18 protein-coding genes are annotated in these 17066 nt (G+C 75.3%); 7 read left to right on the forward strand and 11 right to left on the reverse strand.

Annotation, left to right across the window (positions count from 1 at the left end; all coding sequences use genetic code 11):
• The first annotated feature begins 67 nt into the window (after positions 1–67).
• The 4 genes from FPV26_RS06400 to FPV26_RS06415 are packed head-to-tail and all read left to right on the forward strand — an operon-like array spanning position 68 to position 4488.
• Positions 68–1279: a beta-ketoacyl-[acyl-carrier-protein] synthase family protein gene (locus tag FPV26_RS06400; protein ID WP_147653015.1), complete on the forward strand. Its 1212-nt coding sequence runs from the start codon at positions 68–70 to the stop codon at positions 1277–1279.
• The gene (locus tag FPV26_RS06405; protein ID WP_147652890.1) at positions 1276–2055 is read left to right on the forward strand and encodes a beta-ketoacyl synthase chain length factor; all 780 of its coding nucleotides are present in this window, start codon (positions 1276–1278) and stop codon (positions 2053–2055) included. The genes FPV26_RS06400 and FPV26_RS06405 overlap by 4 nt, the downstream gene beginning before the upstream one ends.
• Complete coding sequence (locus FPV26_RS06410) at positions 2048–2854, forward strand: glycosyltransferase family 2 protein (RefSeq protein ID WP_147652891.1); 807 nt, start codon at positions 2048–2050, stop codon at positions 2852–2854. Before FPV26_RS06405 ends, FPV26_RS06410 begins: the two co-directional genes overlap by 8 nt.
• Entirely contained in the window at positions 2851–4488 is a 1638-nt protein-coding gene (locus tag FPV26_RS06415) for an NAD(P)/FAD-dependent oxidoreductase (RefSeq protein WP_147652892.1), read from the forward strand. Before FPV26_RS06410 ends, FPV26_RS06415 begins: the two co-directional genes overlap by 4 nt.
• Here FPV26_RS06415 and FPV26_RS06420 read toward each other — a convergent pair.
• From FPV26_RS06420 to FPV26_RS06460, 9 genes are all read right to left on the reverse strand, one after another.
• Positions 4475–4966 carry a hypothetical protein gene (locus FPV26_RS06420; protein WP_147652893.1) on the reverse strand — a complete coding sequence of 164 codons (492 nt, stop codon included), beginning with the start codon at positions 4964–4966 and terminating at the stop codon, positions 4475–4477. The two genes, FPV26_RS06415 and FPV26_RS06420, sit on opposite strands and share 14 nt — an antisense overlap.
• A 40-nt stretch (positions 4967–5006) precedes the next feature.
• Entirely contained in the window at positions 5007–5741 is a 735-nt protein-coding gene (gene fabG, locus FPV26_RS06425; protein ID WP_147652894.1) for a 3-oxoacyl-ACP reductase FabG, read from the reverse strand.
• On the reverse strand, positions 5738–6181 hold the full coding sequence (locus tag FPV26_RS06430) for a hotdog family protein (protein WP_147652895.1): 444 nt from the start codon (positions 6179–6181) through the stop codon (positions 5738–5740). The genes fabG and FPV26_RS06430 overlap by 4 nt, the downstream gene beginning before the upstream one ends.
• Positions 6168–8516 (reverse strand): MMPL family transporter, encoded by a 2349-nt coding sequence (locus FPV26_RS06435; RefSeq protein WP_147652896.1) that lies wholly within the window; start codon positions 8514–8516, stop codon positions 6168–6170. Before FPV26_RS06435 ends, FPV26_RS06430 begins: the two co-directional genes overlap by 14 nt.
• The gene (locus tag FPV26_RS06440; protein ID WP_220429074.1) at positions 8513–9151 is read right to left on the reverse strand and encodes a LolA-related protein; all 639 of its coding nucleotides are present in this window, start codon (positions 9149–9151) and stop codon (positions 8513–8515) included. Before FPV26_RS06440 ends, FPV26_RS06435 begins: the two co-directional genes overlap by 4 nt.
• Entirely contained in the window at positions 9090–10106 is a 1017-nt protein-coding gene (locus tag FPV26_RS06445; protein ID WP_147652897.1) for a lysophospholipid acyltransferase family protein, read from the reverse strand. The genes FPV26_RS06440 and FPV26_RS06445 overlap by 62 nt, the downstream gene beginning before the upstream one ends.
• Complete coding sequence (locus FPV26_RS06450) at positions 10103–10390, reverse strand: ApeI family dehydratase (RefSeq protein WP_147652898.1); 288 nt, start codon at positions 10388–10390, stop codon at positions 10103–10105. Before FPV26_RS06450 ends, FPV26_RS06445 begins: the two co-directional genes overlap by 4 nt.
• Positions 10391–10849: 459 nt before the next feature.
• On the reverse strand, positions 10850–11533 hold the full coding sequence (locus FPV26_RS06455) for a COG4648 family protein (protein ID WP_147653019.1): 684 nt from the start codon (positions 11531–11533) through the stop codon (positions 10850–10852).
• Between the two features lie 2 nt (positions 11534–11535).
• On the reverse strand, positions 11536–11808 hold the full coding sequence (locus FPV26_RS06460; protein WP_147652899.1) for a phosphopantetheine-binding protein: 273 nt from the start codon (positions 11806–11808) through the stop codon (positions 11536–11538).
• A 118-nt stretch (positions 11809–11926) separates the two neighbouring features.
• Between FPV26_RS06460 and FPV26_RS06465 the strand changes: the two genes are divergently transcribed.
• The 3 genes from FPV26_RS06465 (at position 11927) to FPV26_RS06475 (ending at position 14637) form a co-directional block, all read left to right on the forward strand.
• Positions 11927–13279 (forward strand): NAD(P)/FAD-dependent oxidoreductase, encoded by a 1353-nt coding sequence (locus FPV26_RS06465; RefSeq protein ID WP_147652900.1) that lies wholly within the window; start codon positions 11927–11929, stop codon positions 13277–13279.
• Positions 13276–14286, forward strand: a complete 1011-nt coding sequence (locus tag FPV26_RS06470) for a chorismate transformation FkbO/Hyg5 family protein (RefSeq protein ID WP_147652901.1) — start codon at positions 13276–13278, stop codon at positions 14284–14286. Before FPV26_RS06465 ends, FPV26_RS06470 begins: the two co-directional genes overlap by 4 nt.
• Before the next feature lie 102 nt (positions 14287–14388).
• Positions 14389–14637 (forward strand): hypothetical protein, encoded by a 249-nt coding sequence (locus FPV26_RS06475; protein ID WP_147652902.1) that lies wholly within the window; start codon positions 14389–14391, stop codon positions 14635–14637.
• Here FPV26_RS06475 and nikE read toward each other — a convergent pair.
• Positions 14630–16192, reverse strand: a complete 1563-nt coding sequence (gene nikE, locus FPV26_RS06480) for a nickel ABC transporter ATP-binding protein NikE (RefSeq protein WP_147652903.1) — start codon at positions 16190–16192, stop codon at positions 14630–14632. The two genes, FPV26_RS06475 and nikE, sit on opposite strands and share 8 nt — an antisense overlap.
• Positions 16189–17034: an ABC transporter permease gene (locus FPV26_RS06485; protein ID WP_147652904.1), complete on the reverse strand. Its 846-nt coding sequence runs from the start codon at positions 17032–17034 to the stop codon at positions 16189–16191. The genes nikE and FPV26_RS06485 overlap by 4 nt, the downstream gene beginning before the upstream one ends.
• Positions 17035–17066 lie beyond the last annotated feature (32 nt).

Here is a 17066-nt window from a genome sequence, read left to right on the forward strand (position 1 = left end):
CTATACTCGCCGCCCGACCCCGTTCCGGAACGCGCGCGTGCCGCCCGCATTGACGTCGTCCCCGCCGATGCCGCCGCTGGCGATCCGCGCCTACACCGCCACCACCGCGCTCGGCGCCGGCCGCGACGCGCTGCACGATGCGCTCGCCGCGCGCCGCGGCGGCCTGCGCCGCAACGACTTCGGCCCGCCGGGCGAGGACGGACGACCGCTGCCGTGCTGGATCGGGCGCGTGGACGGGCTCGAGGACGCGCCGCTGCCGGCGCCGTACGCCGAATGGGACTGCCGCAACAACCGCCTGGCCTGGCGCGCGCTGCAGCAGGACGGGCTGCTGCCGGCGCTGGCCGCGCTGCGCACGCGCTACGGCGCGGACCGGATCGCGGTGGTGCTCGGCACCTCCACCGCCAGCATCGGCGAGAGCGAGGATGCCTACGCACGGCTGCAGGACGATCCGGCCGGCGGCAAGCGGTTCCCGCCGGAACTGGCGCGCCCGGTCGTGCACACGCCGCACTCGCTCGCCGATTTCGTCCGCCACGCCACCGGCCTGCGCGGCCCGTGCGCGACCGTGGCCACCGCGTGCTCGTCCAGCGCCAAGGTGTTCGCGCAGGCCGCGCGCCTGATCCGGGCCGGGCTGGCCGACGCCGCGCTGGTCGGCGGCGTGGACACCCTGTGCGGCAGCGTGCTGTACGGCTTCAATTCGCTGGCGCTGGTGTCGCGGCAGCCGTGCCGCCCGTTCGACGCCGCGCGCGACGGGCTCTCGCTGGGCGAGGCCGGCGGTTTCGCCCTGCTCGACCGCGACACCGCCGGCGCCGCGCTGCTGCTGTGCGGCTACGGCGAATCCAGCGACGCCCACCACATGTCCTCGCCGCACCCGGAAGGACTGGGCGCGCAGCTGGCGATGCGCGCGGCGCTGGCGCGCGCCGGCGTGGCGCCGGCCGAGGTCGGCTACCTCAACCTGCACGGCACCGCCACGCCCGCCAACGACGCGGTCGAGGCGCGCGCGGTCGCGGCGCTGTTCCCGGACACGCTGCACGCCGGCTCGACCAAGGGCTGGACCGGACACACGCTCGGCGCGGCCGGAATCGTCGAGTCGGCGATCGCCCTGCTCGCGCTCGAGACCGGACTGCTGCCGGGCACGCTCAACAGCACCGTGCCCGACCCGGCCTGCGGCCCGCAGGTGCGCTTCGACAACGCGCAGCGCGCGATCGGCTACGCGATGAACAACTCGTTCGGCTTCGGCGGCAACAACTGTTCGCTGCTGTTCGGCAGGGCCGCGGCATGAGCGCGCTCGAGGCCCGGATCGAAGGCATCGGTTTCTGGAGCGACGGCCTGCCGTCGTGGGCGGCGGCGTGCGCATTCGCGCGCGAGGGCGTGCGCCCGGAGGCCGCGCCGGCGCGGCCCGCGCCGCAGCTGCTGCCGCCGAACGAACGCCGGCGCGCGCCGGAGACGGTGGCGGTGGCGCTGGAAGTCGCGCTCGCCGCCTGCCAGGCCGCCGGGCGCGCGCCGCAGGCGCTGCCGTCGGTGTTCGCCTCCACCTACGGCGAGCTGCCGATCACCGACTACATGTGCGCCACCCTGGCCGGCGCGCCGCACACGCTCTCGCCGATCCGCTTCCACAACTCGGTGCACAACGCCGCCGCCGGCTACTGGACCATCGGCGCCGGCTGCCACGCGCCCGCGACCGCGCTCAGCGCGCTCGGCGCCAGCTTCGCCGAGGGCCTGCTCGAGGCGCTGGCGCAGCTCGCCGACGGCGCCGAGGCGGTGCTGCTGGTGGCCTACGACGGCGCCGCGACCGGGCCGCTGGCGACGATGGCGCCGAGCGCCGGGCTGCTCGGCGGCGCGCTGGTGCTGTCCCGCGCCGGCGCCGGACCGCGCCTGCGCGCCACGCTCGCCGACGGCATCGCCGCGCCCGGCGACGGCCCGCTCGCGCGCCACGCCGCCGGCAACGCGATGGCGCCGATGCTGCCGCTGTTCGACGCGCTCGTCGCCGGCGGCGACCTGGTGCGCCTGCCGGCCGGGCCCGGGCGCTGCCTGCGCCTGGAGCTGGCCGATGCCTGACCGCAGCGCCTTCGCCGTCGTCATCCCCGCGCTCAACGAGGCGCTGCGCATCCGCGAGGTGGTGGAAGGCGCGCTGCGCCACTGCGCGCACGTGATCGTGGTGGACGACGGCTCCGACGACGGCACCGCGGAGCGCATCGCCGACCTGCCGGTGACCGTGCTGCGCCACGAGCGGCGCATGGGCAAGGGCGCGTCCCTGCGCGACGGCTTCCGCGCCGCGCTCGCGCGCGGCGTGCGCGGGGTGCTGACCATGGACGGTGACGGCCAGCATTCGGCCGACGACATCCCGCGCCTGCTGGAGGCGGCCGAGCGCTACCCCGACGCGATCGTGATCGGCGCGCGCCTGCGCCGGCGCGCGCAGCAGCCGCTGCATCGCCGGCTCGCCAACGAGTTCGGCGACTGGGGCATCGCCTGGGGCTGCGGCTACCGCATCGCCGACACCCAGAGCGGGCAGCGCTACTACCCGGCCGCAGCGTGCGCGCTGCGCGACGTGCCCGGCGAGGATTTCGTGTTCGAGGCGCAGATCCTGATCTCGGCCGCGCGCACCCTCGGCCTGCGCTGCGTGTCGGTGCCGATCGAGTCGCGCTACCAGGGCCCGGGCGCGGTCGGCCAGTTCCGCAAGAGCCATTTCCGTCCGCTGCGCGACCTGTGGCGGATCACCTCGCACGTGGTCCGGCAGGTGTGGAACCACGGCCACGTGCTCCGCGAATACCGGCGCGCCCGCGCGCACCCGCCGCTGATCCACGACCCCAGCGGCGAGTTCGCGCCGGCGCCCCGGGCGACGGTGCAGGCGCGATGAGCGCGCGCGCCGACGTCGCGATCCTCGGCGGCGGCCTGGCGGGGCTGAGCCTGGCACTGCAGCTGAAGCGACGCGACCCGGCGCTGTCGGTGCTGGTGCTGGAGCGGCGCGCGCATCCGGTGCGCGAGGCCGCGTTCAAGGTCGGCGAGTCCACGGTCGAGATCGGCGCCCACTACTTCGCCGAGGAGCTCGGCCTGCGCCGGCACCTGGACACGGCCCAGGTGCGCAAGTTCGGCTTCCGCTTCTTCTTCAGCGACGGCCACGACGACCCGGCGCGCTGCACCGAGCTCGGCGTGAGCCGGGTCTTCTCCGTCCCGACCTGGCAGCTCGACCGCGGCCGCTTCGAGAACTTCCTCGGCGAGCAGGTGCGCGCGCACGGGGTGGACTTCCGCGACGGCGCGGTGGTGCGCGGGGTCGCGCTCGCCGACGACGACGGCGACCACGTGCTGCACTTCGACCACGCCGGGGCGCGGCACACGCTGTCCGCGCGCTGGGTGGTGGACGCCAGCGGCCGCGCCGGCCTGCTCAAGCGCCAGCTCGGCCTGGCCCAGGCCAACGGCCACGACTGCAACGCGGTGTGGTGGCGGGTCGAGGGCATCGTGGATCCGCACGACTGGAGCGACGACCCCGCCTGGCAGGCGCGCTGCACGCCGGCCGAGCGCTGGCGCTCCACCAACCACCTGTGCGGGCCCGGCTACTGGGTGTGGATGATCCCGCTCGCCTCCGGCAGCCATTCGCTCGGCATCGTCTGCGACGCCAGGCTGCACCCGCTGGAGACCATGCACACCCACGCCGCGGCGATGGCCTGGCTGCACCGGCACCAGCCCGCGCTCGCGCGCCTGCTGGAACGGCCGCGGCACGCGCTGCAGGACTTCCGTTTCCTGCGCGGCTTCTCCTACGGCTGCCGCCAGGTGTTCGGCCACCGCTGGGCGCTGACCGGCGAGGCCGGGCTGTTCCTGGATCCGTTCTACTCGCCCGGCAGCGACTTCATCGCCATCGCCAACACCTACATCTGCGAACTGGTCGCGCGCGAGCGCGCCGGGCAGCCGTTCGCCCCGCACGCCGAGCTGTTCCAGCAGCTGTACTTCTCCTTCTACGACACCATGCTGGCGCTGTACCGCGACCAGTACCCGCTGTTCGGCGACGCGCAGGTGATGCCGCTGAAGGTGCTGTGGGACTACACGCTGTACTGGGGCCTGCTGGCGCCGCTGTACTGCTCGGGACGGATCGCCGACCTGCGCATGCTCTCGCGCCTGCGCGGGACGTTCGAGGCCGCGCGCGCCCTGAACCGGGCGATGCAGCCGCTGCTGCGCGAGTGGGGCGCGCGCAACCCGCCGCGCCCCCTCGCCGACGGCCGCTGGCTGGACCAGCACGACCTGCCCTGGTTCGGCGCGCTCAACCGCGCGCTCGGCGAGCGCGCCGACGACGACGCCTTCGCCGCGCGCATCGCCGCCAACCTCGCCCTGCTGCGCGCGCTGGCGGCCGAGCTGCTGCGGCTGGCGCGCGCGCGCCACCCCGCGCTGCCCGACCGCGGCCTGGCCGCGCTGCTCGCCGGCGCCGGCGCCGACGAGCCGCTGCTGCCGGCGGCGTGGGCGGCGGCAATGCGGAATCGGACGCGGCTCAATCCCCCATGACCGCGCCGTCCCGTGGCGCCTGCAGCCAGGTGGCGATGTCGCGCGCAATCGCCTTGACCGTGCGTCCGAGCACCGAGCACGAGCCCTTGTAGCCGGCGAAGGCGCCACCCATCGAATTGCGCCGCGCGCGGAAGCTGGCGACCTTGCTGCCGTTCTCCCACAGCGTGCCCTGCACCTTGGTGTACTTCTGGTGCCCGAGCCAGGCATTGCCCATGCTCACCGCATCCACGATCTCCAGTTCGAGCACGCGCCCGCGGCTGGTGTCGAGGGGGCCGGGACGCAGCTCGACCGTGGCGCCGGCGTATTCACGGATGAAGTCCGCCAACTGCTCGTTGATCCGGCACTCGGTCTTGATGTTGTCGGAGATGTCGTTGTCCTCGGCATAAGGCACGGGACGCGGCACCAGCAACGGCTCGGCGGCCGCGGTGGATACGAACAGACCGGCGGCCGCGACGGCGGCCAGGCAGCGAAACCTCATCGGACTCCTCCCTTCGTGGTCAATGGCGGTGCCGGAACCGTCAGCTCATCGCGCCGTCAATCCCGATCACCTGCCCGCTGATGTAGCCGGCCGCGTCCGAGCACAGGAACGCGACCAGCGCGGCCACCTCCTCCGGGGTGCCGGCGCGGCCGGCGGGCACCAGCTGGCGGACGGCCTCGGGCGGGAACGCGGCCTGGGCCATGCGCCCTTCGATCACGCCCGGGGCGACCACGTTCACGGTGATCCCGCGCGAGGCCATCTCGCGCGCCAGCGATTTGCTCGCGCCGTGCAGCGCGGCCTTGGCCGCGGCGTAGTTGGTCTGGCCGCGGTTGCCGAGCACCGCGGCGATGCTGGAGACGCTGACGATCCGGCCCCAGCGGGTGCGCGCCATCGGCAGCAGCAGCGGCTGGGCGACGTGGAAGAAGCCGTGCAGCGAGACGTCGATGACCCGGGTCCACTGCGCGCGGCTCATGCCGGCCATCGGCGCGTCGTCGTGGATGCCGGCGTTGTGCACCAGCACCTGCACCGGCCCGTCGCGCAGCAGCGCCGCGACCGCGTCCTGCGCGGCGTCGGGGTCGGCGACGTCGAAGGCCACCGCCTCGGCGCGGCCGCCGGCGGCGCGGATCGCCTCCACCACCGCCTCGGCGCGGGCCAGGTTCGTGTTCGCCTGCACGATCACGTGCAGGCCGTCGGCGGCCAGGCGGCGGCAGATCGCGCCGCCGATGTCGCCGCTGCCGCCGGTGATGAGGGCGCGGCGGAGGGTCGTGTCGGTCATGGGCCGGAGTCCTGGGGAGCAGGCATCACCGCCGCGCGGCCCTCGGCGAGCAGCGTGCCGGCATGGTGGATGCGGAAGGCATATTGCTGGCCGCCCGCGCCGGCGATCAACGCCTCGGCCTCGCCTTCGAGCGCGCCGGGCAGCGCGTCCAGGCGCGCCACGTGCAGGCGCACGCCGCGCAGCGCGACCAGCATCCCGGGCGCGGCGCGCGCGCCGCGCGCCTGCGCGAGCAGGCCGCCGTGCACCGCCATCGCCTGCGCGCCGTATTCGCACAGGTGCACCGCGTGCAGGCGGCCGTGGCGCCGCAGCGGGTGCGTCGGGGCGCGGTGGCCGTGCGCGCGCAGCCGGATCGTGGCCGCATCCCACGCCACCACCTCGTCCCACAGGCACATGGCGCCGGCGTGCGGCACCAGCGCCGCGATCGCTTCATGGCCGAGCATCGCCCGCCTCCCCGGCCGCCGCGGGCCGTTCCGGATGCCGCGCGATCAGCAACCCGAGCACGAAGTTGAACACCACCCCGAGCGCCACCGTGCTGCCGATCGCGCGCAACACCGGGATGCTCGACAGCGCCAGCAGGCTGAACACCAGCAGGGTCATCGCGCTGCACACCAGCAGCGCGTGCAGGGTGCGCAGCTGCTCGTCGCGGTCGTCCCCGGCGTGCTCGAAGAACAGCGCGTAGTCCAGGCCCAGGCCCGCGGCCAGGATCAGCGCCACCAGGTGGAACAGGGTCAGCTCGACCCCGGCGCCGCGCAGCACCGCCAGCACCAGCAGCGTGGCCAGCGCCATCGGCAGCAGCACCCGCCAGACCCGGTGCGGGCGGCGCAGCGCGATCCACACCGTCGCCACCAGCAGCAGCGCCGCCACCGCCAGCGCCCACAGCACGCGCTCGCGGTACTCGACCACCAGCGACTCGGACGCCTGCTTGAGGTCGAGCAGCTGCGCGCCGTGCGCGCGCGCCACCTGCGCGATCGCGTCCAGGTCGCGGATGCCGGTGAGCGCCACCAGCGCGGTGGCGTGGCCCTCGCCGGCGAGCAGCAGGCCGCCGACGCGCGCCTCCAGCGGAGTGCCGGCCAGCGCCTGCGGGGTGAGCGGCGGCAGCGTGCGCGCGGCGGCGACGTCGGCCAGGAACGGGCCGAACACGTCGGCGCGCAGCGGCGAGTCGCGCAGCGCGTCCGCGAGCGCGGCCTGCAACGCCTCGCCGTCCGGCAGCCGCGCCTGGCGCGCGCGCTGGGTGCGCGCGCTGGGCAGGTAGCGCGCGGCCAGGTCGTAGCCGGCGAGCGCGCCGTCGCGCACCAGCCGCTGCAGCGCCGGTTCCAGCCGCTCGCCCGCCTGCAGCGCGGCTTCCGCGTCGGGGGCCGACAGCACCAGCACGTGGCGCACATCGGGCGCGCCGAGTTCGGCACGCAGGCGCGCATCGCGCGCCAGCGCCTCGGCCGGCACCGGGGTCAGCTTCGACAGGTCGTTCTGCCAGAACGGCGCCGGCGCGAACACGGTCACCGCCAGCGCGGCCAGCGCGAGCCCCGCCAGCGCCACGCGCGGCCGCGGCAATGCGGCGATGCGCGCGCGCAGGCGCTGCAGCCGCGGCGACCGCGCCGGATCGTCCAGGTCGCGCGGCAGCAGCGCCGGCAGCAGGCCGCGGGTGGCGAGCGCGGCGGTGGCCAGGCCGGCGATGGTGAACACCGCGAGCTGCTCGAGCCCGTCCACGCCGGAGGCGAAGAAGGTCAGATAGGCCAGGCAGGTCGCAGTCACGCCGGTGGCGAGCGTGGGCCACAGCGCGCGCACGCTGGCCCACGGCGAGACACCCGCGCGCTGGTGGCTGAACAGATGGATCGGATAGTCCTGGACCACACCGATCAGGGTGAAGCCGAAGGCGACGGTGATGCCGTGCACGCCCTCGAACAGCCACGCCACCGCGGCCAGGCCGGCCAGTCCCGCGCTCGCCAGCGGCAGCGCGCCGAGCAGCGGCATGGACCAGCGCCGGTAGGCCAGCAGCAGCAGCGCCAGCAGGCCGAGCGTGTCCACGGTGCCGATCCAGCCCGCCTCGCGCTGGGTGCGGGTGCTGATCTCGACCGAGAACGCGCCCGGGCCGCTCATCGCCAGCATGCCGGGCCCGTCGCCGCGCACCGCGGCGAAGGCCTGTTCGATCGCCGCCACCGCCGCCTGTTGTCCCTTCGGATCGAAGCCGGGCGCGCGGGTCTGCACCGCGAGCAGGGCGCGCTGCCCGCTGCGGTCGAACCAGACCCCGTGCTGGCGCTGCGGCGCCTGCGCCGGCTCCCAGCGCTGCGCCAGCACCAGCGTTTCGAGGGTGGGATCGGACGGGATCAGCGGCTCGACCAGCGCGGCGGCCGGCGAGCCCAGGTCCTGCACCCGCTGCGCCAGCGCGTCGGCGAGGAACGCGGCGTCGAAGCGCTGCGTGTCCAGGGTCGGCGAGAGCAGGTAGCGGTACGGCCGCAGCCGCTCGGGGAAGGCCGCGAGCGTGGCCTCGCCGTTGGCGACGAAGGTGAAGCGCGCATCCGCCGCCAGGCGCGCGCGCAGCGCCTGCGACAGCCGCGCCAGCGTCTCCGGCGCGGCGCCGGACAGCTCCAGCAGCAGCAGGCGCGCACCGGGCCCTTCGCCCAGTTCCTCGATCAGCAGCTTCTGCGCCGGGGTCTGCGGCGCGGGCATGAACCGGCGCAGGTCGCCGCCCAGCTCGAGCGAACGCGCGACATAGCCGCCCAGCAGCAGCAACGCCGCGAGCCAGGCCAGGGCGAGCGCGAGGCGCGCGGCCGGCTTCATCCCGGCGCGCCGTCGTGGCGGCACAGCGCGGCCAGCGCGGCGGGATCGCGCACGCCCGCCGCCGCCTGCGCGGCGCCGGCCACCAGGGTGCGCTGCGGCGCGCCCTGCGCCGGCGTGGTCTCGATGCAGCGCAGCTCGGCGCCGCGGCCGTACAACACCACCTCGCGCAGCTTCGCCGCGAGCGCGGCGTCCTTCGGCCGCAGGGTCAGGCGCCACTGCCGGCGGGTGCCGTCCGCGGCGAGGCGGTAGTGGCGTTCGATCCCGGCGCGATCGCCGGCCAGCAGCGCGCCGAAGCTCGCCTGCAGCCCGGTCAGCTCCGGCGAACGTGCCAGCGAGAAGCGGCGCGGCGCGCGCCCGGCGCGTGCGATCGTGACCTCGCCGGCGCGAATCGTGGTGGTTTCGACATAGGGCGTGTGCACTTCGCGCACCAGCGTGTCCGCGTCGGGGCGGCGGTATTCGCCCTCCAGCCGCAGCGGTTCCTTCAGCAATGCCGAGCCGCGCAGTTCGACGAAGCCGGTGCGCATCGGCGCCGGCCGCGCCAGCCTGGCCAGGATCCAGTCGGGGTCGGCGGCGTCAGCGGTGCGTGCCGGCGGTGCGAACAGGGCCAGCGCCAGCAGGGCCAGCGCCACCGGCATCGCCAGCGCGCGCGGCCTGGGACGGAAGGGACGGCGCGGCAGCGTGCGGCTCGGCATCGTCGTGCATCCACAAGTCGTAGAAGTTGAACCAGTTGTACGGTGCGCGCCGGGCATGATGCTCCAGGCGCGCGGCATAACGGGCGATGAGCGCGGCCACTGCGGCGCGGCGCTGCGGGCGCGGGATATCCAGGCCGTCGCTGAAGGCCTCGAAATGCAGTTCGTAGCGGTTGCCGCCGCGGTACAGACCGAAGCCGAGCGCGATCGGCACGCCGAGCACGGCGGCGATCAGCCAGGGCGCGGTGGGGAACTGCGCGGGCGCGCCGAAGAAGGGCACGGCGAGGGTATGGCCGCCGGGCTGGGCGCGGTCCACCAGCAACGCCACCATCGCGCCGGACTGCAGCGCCTGCTGGATCTGGAGCATCAGCGCGGGGCCGTCCTGGCCGGCATCAATGATGCTGCGCGCGAGCTCGGGGTTGAGCGCGTCGAGCAGGGTCTGCATGGCCGGGTTATGGGCGCGGTCGAGCACGATCCACAGCGGATATTCGCGTTGCCTGCGCGCCAGCACGCGCAGCACCTCGAAGCTGCCCAGGTGCGAGCCGAACAGCAGCACGCCGCGGCCTTGGGCGAGCTGGGCGTGGAGTGCGTCCAGGCCGTGTACGCCGACGTCGAAGCGGCGCATGTCCTCGCTGAGCAGGAACACGCGGTCGAGGATGGTGGAGGCGAAAGTGTGGATGTGGCGGGCCACGTCCCACAGCGTGGCGGGACGGCCGAGGGCGCGGGTGAGCCAGGCGCGGGAGTCGCGCCGTTCGGGGGCGCGGCGGATCAGGAAGTAGAGGGTGATGGGGTACAGCAGCAGGCGGGCAGGGCCGCGGCCGCCGTAGCGGCCGATGGTGCGGATCAGCCAGATGGCGAACCAGCCGCCGCCTTCGCGGCGTTGTTTCCACTGGGTGCTCACAGGGCGATCTCGCCGCTGGCGAGCAGGGCGCCGTCGCCCGTGCGCAGGACGCGGAAGCGCCAGCGGGGGGCGGCGCCGTCGAGCGTGACTTCGGCGGGTTCGCCGGGCAGCAGCGGCTGGAGGAACTTCACCTGCGGGAGGGCGAGGCCGTCCGGCAGGGGGCCGTGTTCGGCCTCGATCGCCTCGAGCACGTGTTCGAGCACGAGCACGCCGGGCACGACCGGGCGGCCGGGGAAGTGGCCGGGCAGGCAGGGGTGGTCGGGCGCGACGGCGAAGCTGGACATGGCGGGATTATCGCAGGCGGGTCGAAGCGGGGCTTGGTCGGCCCGGGTTCGGTGCGCGGGGGGTGTCGCTTTCCGCTCGGTCAGGGCGTCGTGCCCTGACTCGCGCGCCGGCCATCCATGGCCGGCTCGACGCGACACCCCCCGCACACCGAACCCTCGGGTGGCATCAGGGCGCTTGATGGGCGAGCAACGGCAACAGCGCATGGGGCCAACGAAGCTTTGACACACAGATCCCCGAGGCGTCGGTCTGCCTGGGGTGGGGTTCGAGCAGACCATGGATGGTCTGCGGCCGCGTGTCGGAGCCGGACGCGGAGCCCACGCGGCGAACCCCACCCCAGGCAGACCGGCGCCCCCGCCCGAAGCGATGAACCCCATGTCGGGCATACGGGCGCCCCGCACGAAGCGACCGACACGCGCAGACGCGCTCGCTTGCACACGCCAGCAGCTGAGGCCGCAGCCTCACCCGCGCAACAGCTCCCGCCAGAATGCCGGCCCGAGCCGGGCCAGGCGGTGCAGGAAGTCGGCGAAGCTGTGGTAGCGGCCGGGGAACAGGCGCTTGCGCAGCAGGTACTCGCCGACGAACGCGCCGCCGACCACCCCGTAGCCGAGCGCGTTGGCGAACCACGACCACTGCGCCCGCGTCACCGCCACCGGCGGCGTCCGGCCCAGCCCGTCCAGCAACCCGCCCGGCACCGCGACCGCCGCCAATGCCAGGTTGGCCAACGCCAGCACCGCCAGCAGCACCGCCCAGCCCACCGTCAGCGCCCGCGTGTAACGGCGCAGCGGCGGCGCCAGCGCCTCCGGCGCGCAGCCCTCCAGCGCGGCCACGATCCGCGTGATCAACGGCACCCGGCCCGCGCCCAGCGTGCGCCCGAACATCCACGCCACCAGCGCCACCACCACCACCGGCACCAGCAGCAGCGGCAGCGTCGCCTGCGCCGAACCCGCCAGCCGCCACAGCCCGGCCCCAGCCGCCAGCGCGAGCGCCCACGCCCAGGCCCGCCCGCGCAGCAGCGGCTCGAGCAGCACGATCAACACCAGATCCCCGAGCGCCAGCGCCGCCAGCGTCCCGTCGCCACGGGCCCCGGCCAGATGCGCCAGGACCGGATACGCCAGCGCCAGCAGCGCCCGCGCGATGAACAGCTTCAAGCCGCCTGCCGGTGCTGCTGCACGTGCGTCGCCAGGCTGCGCAGCGAAGCGAAGATCCAGCGGTTGTCCTCACCGTCCGAGCGCAGCTGCACCCCGTACTGTTTCGACACCGCCAACGCCAGCTCCAGCGCGTCGATCGAATCCAGGCCCAGGCCCGCACCGAACAGCGGCGCCTCCGGATCGATGTCCGCGGCAGCCACCTCCTCCAGGTTCAGGCTCTCGACCAGCAGCTCGGCGAGTTCGCGTTCGAAGGGGGTCTGCGGGGACATCGGCGTTCCGGGGTTGGGGACGACGGGAGCGCAACGATCCGCCATCGCGTGCCCGCGCGCAAGGCCGGGCAGAAGGGGGTGCGCGGTATGATGCGGGCCCTTTCCGGACGGGCAGGCGATGGCGGACGACGGCAGCACCCCGCAGCAGGCGGCGGCCGAGCTGGCCACCGACGTGCTGGTGGTCGGCGGCGGCCCCGCTGGCGCCACCGCGGCCGCCCTGCTCGCCCGCCGCGGCTGGCGCGTGCTGCTGTTGGAGAAGGACCACCACCCCCGCTTCCACATCGGCGAATCGCTGCTGCCGATGAACCTGCCGATCCTGGAACGCCTGGGCGTGCTCGCGCAGGTGCGCGCGATCGGTGTGCTCAAGCGCGGCGCCGACTTCCCGGTCGAGGGCGGCGCCTACCACGTGTTCCGCTTCGCCCGCGCCCTGCAGGGCGGCCCCGACCACGCTTTCCAGGTCAAGCGCGAGGAGTTCGACCAGGTCCTGTTCGAACACGCCCGCGCCTGCGGCGCGGACGCACGCGAGGGCGTGGCCGTGGAGCGGATCGAGTTCGACGCCAGCGGCCGCGCCCGCGCCGCGCTGGCCCGCGACCGCGCCGGCCGCGCGCTGCGGATCGGCTTCCGCTTCCTGCTCGACGCCAGCGGCCGCGACACCCTGCTCGGCACCCAGCTCAAGCTCAAGCGCCGCAACCGCCGCCACGCCTCGGCCGCGATCTTCAGCCACTACGCCGGCGTGCGCCGGCGCGAGGGCGAGGACGCCGGCAACATCACCGTCTGCCGCCACGCCCACGGCTGGGCCTGGCTGATCCCGCTGCGCGGGGACCTCACCAGCGTCGGCGTGGTGTGCTCGCCCGAACACCTCAAGCAGCGCCGCGGCGAGACCGAAGCCTTCCTGCTGCGCACCCTGGAGGGCATCGGCGAGGCGCGCGAGCGGATGCGCGGCGCGCAACGCGTCGCCCCGGTGCACGTGACCGGCAACTACGCCTACGACTGCGCGCGCATGCACGGCCCGGGCTGGCTGATGGTGGGCGACGCCTACGCGTTCGTGGATCCGATCTTCTCCTCCGGCGTGTTCCTGGCCATGCATTCGGCCGAGTCCGGCGCGATGGCGGTGGACGCGGCGCTGCGCGAACCGGCGCGCGAGGCGGCGCTGCTCGCCGCCCACGCGCGCGCCTTCGAGCGCGGCCTGGACGAGTTCAAATGGCTGATCTACCGCTTCACCGCGCCGCCGATGAAGCACCTGTTCGCGCACCCGCGCAACCTGCTGCAGGTGGAGCAGGCGCTGATCTCGCTGCTGGCCGGCGACGTGTTCGAGGCGCGGCCGGTGCGCTGGCGCCTGCGCGTGTTCCGGCTGATCTACGCCCTGACCGCGCTGCGCATGGCGCCGCACACGCTGCGCGACTGGTGGCACCGCCGCCGCCAGGCACGGATCGCGCTGGTCGGCGATACCCTGCAACCCGACTCCCGATGAGCGCCGTGCCGCCGCTGATGCCGACCGCCGCCCTGCCCCGCCTGCAGGTGGACTACGTGGACGCGCCGCTGCCGGCGCTGCTGGCCGCGGACGACGTGCTGGCGGTGTTCGGCTTCGGCGCCGACGCGCCGCGCGCGTACGACCCGCGCTACCTGCGCGTGCCGCTGCGGCCGCACGGCCCGGCGCCGCTGGAGGTGTGGCGCGCGCAGGGCCCGGTGCGGCACGGCCGCGACGACGGGATCGCGTGGGCCGCCGATCCGGCGCTGCTGTTCGGCGCGCTGGAACCGGACGAGGGCGAGGACGGGATCGAGGCCGCCACCGAGGCCGCCTACGCGCGCCTGCGCGCGTTCTGCCGCGCGCAGGGCTACCCGCACCTGCTGCGCACCTGGAACTATCTCGACGCGATCACCGAAGGCGAGGGCGACCAGGAACGCTACCGGCGGTTCTGCGTCGGCCGCGCGCGCGGGCTGGGCGCGGTGGATCCTGGCACCCTGCCGGCGGCGACCGCGATCGGGCGCCGCGACGGCGTGCGCACGCTGCAGGTGTACTGGCTGGCCGCGCGCGTCCCCGGCACCGCGCTGGAGAACCCGCGCCAGCTCAGCGCCTGGCGCTACCCGCGCCAGTACGGGCCGCAGCCGCCGAGCTTCGCCCGCGCGATGCTGCCGCCGGCGGGCGCGGCGATGCCGCTGCTGATCTCGGGCACGGCGAGCGTGGTCGGGCACGAGTCGCGCCACCACGACTGCGTCGAGTCGCAGCTCGCCGAGACCTTCGCCAACTTCGACAGCCTGCTCGCCGCCGCGCGCGCGCGGTGCCCGGAGCTGCCGCCGCGCTTCGGCGCCGGCACCCGGCTGAAGGTGTACGTGCGCGACGCCGCGGCGCTGCCGCAGGTCGCCGCGGCGCTGCAGGCGCACCTCGACCCCGCGGTGCCGCGGCTGCTGCTGCACGCGGCGGTGTGCCGGCGCGAGCTGCGGGTCGAGATTGACGGCGTGCACGGCCCGGCGCCGTGAGCGGACGCCCGCGCCGCGCTTGACCTGCCGCCGCCTGCGCCCCACTGTGCGAGCCGCGCCGTCGCGCGCAGCCCTTCTCTACTCGCTTCCGGGGGAACCGCCATGGGTCTGATCAGTCTGGTCTGGGGCATCGTCGCGATGCTGTGGATGCTGCTCGCGCTGATCCCGCTGCTCGGCTGGGGCAACTGGTTCCTGATCCCGTTCGCCGCGGTCGGCGCGATCCTGGCCGCGATCGGGATCGCGATCACCGCGCCGGACAAGCGGGCGCGCGCCAAGGCGGGCCTGCTGCTCAACGGCATCGTCATCGTGGTCGCGATCGTGCGCCTGAACCTGGGCGGCGGGATCATCTGACCGCGGGCAAGGCGCGCGCGGCGACCAGCGCGCGCGTGTGCGGGTGGCGCGGCCGCGCCAGCACCTCCGCGGTCGCGCCCTGTTCGACGATGCGCCCGGCCTCGAGCACCGCGATACGCTCGGCCACCGCCGCCGCAGCCGCCAGGTCGTGGGTCACGAACAGCAGCGCCAGGCCGCGTTCGCGCTTCAGGCGCGCCAGCAGCGCGAGCACGCCGGCGCGGTGGTGCGCATCCAGCGCCGACACCGCCTCGTCGCACAGCAGCAGCGCGGGTTCGGTGGCCAGCGCGCGCGCGATCGCCACCCGCTGGCACTGGCCGCCGCTGAGCTGGTGCGGGTAACGCTCGAGCAGGGCCGGCTCCAGTCCCACCGCCTGCAGCAGCGCCGCGGCCCGCGCGCGGCGCGCGGCGGCATCGCCCAGGCCGTGGATGCGCAGCGGCTCGGCCACCAGTTCGGCCACGCGCAGGCGCGGATCGAGCGAGGCCACCGGATCCTGGAACACCACGCCGATGCGCGCGCGCAACCGGCGCAGGGCGCGCGCGGGCAGCGCGGTGAGCTCCTGCCCGTCCAGCCACACCCGCCCCTGCGCGCCGCGCAGCAGACGCAGCAGCGTGCGCCCGAGCGTGCTCTTGCCGCTGCCGCTCTCGCCGACCAGGGCCAGGCCCTCGCCGCGGCGCAGCGCCAGGTCCACGCCGGCCAGCGCCTCGCGCCGCGCGCGCGGGTAGCGCACGCGCAGGCCTTCGCCGCGCAGCAGCACCGGCGCGGGATCCGTGCGTTCCGGGGCCGGCACCGGCGCGAGCCGGTCGGCGGCGAGCAACTCGCGCGTGTACGCGTGCGCCGGCGCGGCGAACACCGCGTGCGTGGCGCCAGCCTCGACCACCTCGCCGCGCCGCAGCACCAGCAGGCGCTGCGCGTACGCGCCCACCAGCGGCAGGTCGTGGCTGATCAGCAGCAGGCCCAGGCCGTGCTCGCGGCGCAAGCCGTCGAGCAGCTCCAGCAGGTCGCGGGCGATGCGCGCATCCAGCGCCGAGGTCGGTTCGTCCGCGATCAGCACCTGCGCGCGCGTGGCCAGCGCCAGCGCGATCGCGATGCGCTGGCGCTGGCCGCCGGAGAACTGGTGCGGATGCCGCGCCAGCGCCGCCTCGGGTTCGGGCAGCTGCACCCGGGCGAGCAGGGCCGCGGCTTCGCGCCGCGCCGCCGCACGCGGCAGGCCGTGGCGCACGCGCAGGGTCTCGACCAGTTGCGCGCCGACCGTGCGCAGCGGATGCAGGCTGGCGAGCGGATCCTGCGGCACCCACGCCAGCAGGCGGCCGCGCAGCGCCGCATGCGCACGCGCGCCCGGCGCGAATTCGCCGCCGTCGGTTGCCAGCGTGCCCTGCGCGCGCAGCGCCGGCGGCAGCAGGCCGAGCAGCGCCAGCGCGGTCAGGCTCTTGCCGCTGCCGCTCTCGCCGACCAGACCCACGCATTCGCCGCGGTGCAGGGCGAGGTCGAGCGGGCCGAGCAGGGTGCGCGATCCCGCCTCCACCCGCAGCCCGTGCATCGCCAGCAGCGCGCTCACGCCGCGGCCTCCTCGTGCCCGCCGCGCACGTCGAGCCAGTCGCGCAGGGCATCGCCCAGGAACTGGAACGCGGCCAGCGTGGCCACCAGGAACGCGGCCGGGAACAGCAGCGTCCACGGCGCCGAATCGAGCTCCTGCACGCCTTCGGCCAGCAGCGTGCCCCAGCTCGCCGAAGGTTCGTCCAGCGACAGCCCGAGGAAGCCGAGGAAGCTCTCGACCAGGATCGCCTGCGGCAGGATCAGGCCGAGCGAGACCAGCGCCAGCGGCAGCAGGTTCGGCAGCACGTGCCAGCGCAGGCGCTGGTCGAAGCGCGCGCCGGCGGCGTGCGCGGCGAGCAGGAACGGCGCCTCGCGCAGGCGCGCGGCCTCGGCGCGCATCACCCGCGCCAGGTCCATCCACACGTAACCGCCGATCGCCGCCAGCAGCAGCCCGGGCGAGCGTTCGAACAGGGTCAGCAGCAGGATCACCAGCAGCAGGAACGGCAGCGCGCCGGCCACGTCGAGCACGCGCACCATCGCCCGTTCGACCCGTCCGCCGGCCAGGCCCGCGACCGCGCCCCAGGTCAGCCCCAGCGCCAGCGCGACCACGCTCGCCAGCAGGCCGATGGTCAGCGACAGCCGTCCGCCGGCGAGCGTGCGCGCGAGCACGTCGCGGCCGATCGCGTCGGTGCCGAACCAGTGCCCGGCCGTGCCCGGCGGCACCGACAGCGCGGTCCAGTCCGGCGTGTGCGGGTCGAAGCGCAGCGCCAGCGGCCCCAGCCAGCACAGCAGCGCCAGCGCGGCGAGCAGCGCCAGGCAGGCGCGCGCCAGCGGCGGCAGGGAACGGAGGCGTGGCGCGGACATGCGTTCGATCTTAGGGCACGGCCGGCCCGGGT

It is taken from the genome of Vulcaniibacterium gelatinicum (assembly GCF_008033445.1).
Taxonomy (GTDB): Bacteria; Pseudomonadota; Gammaproteobacteria; order Xanthomonadales; family Xanthomonadaceae; genus Vulcaniibacterium_B; species Vulcaniibacterium_B gelatinicum.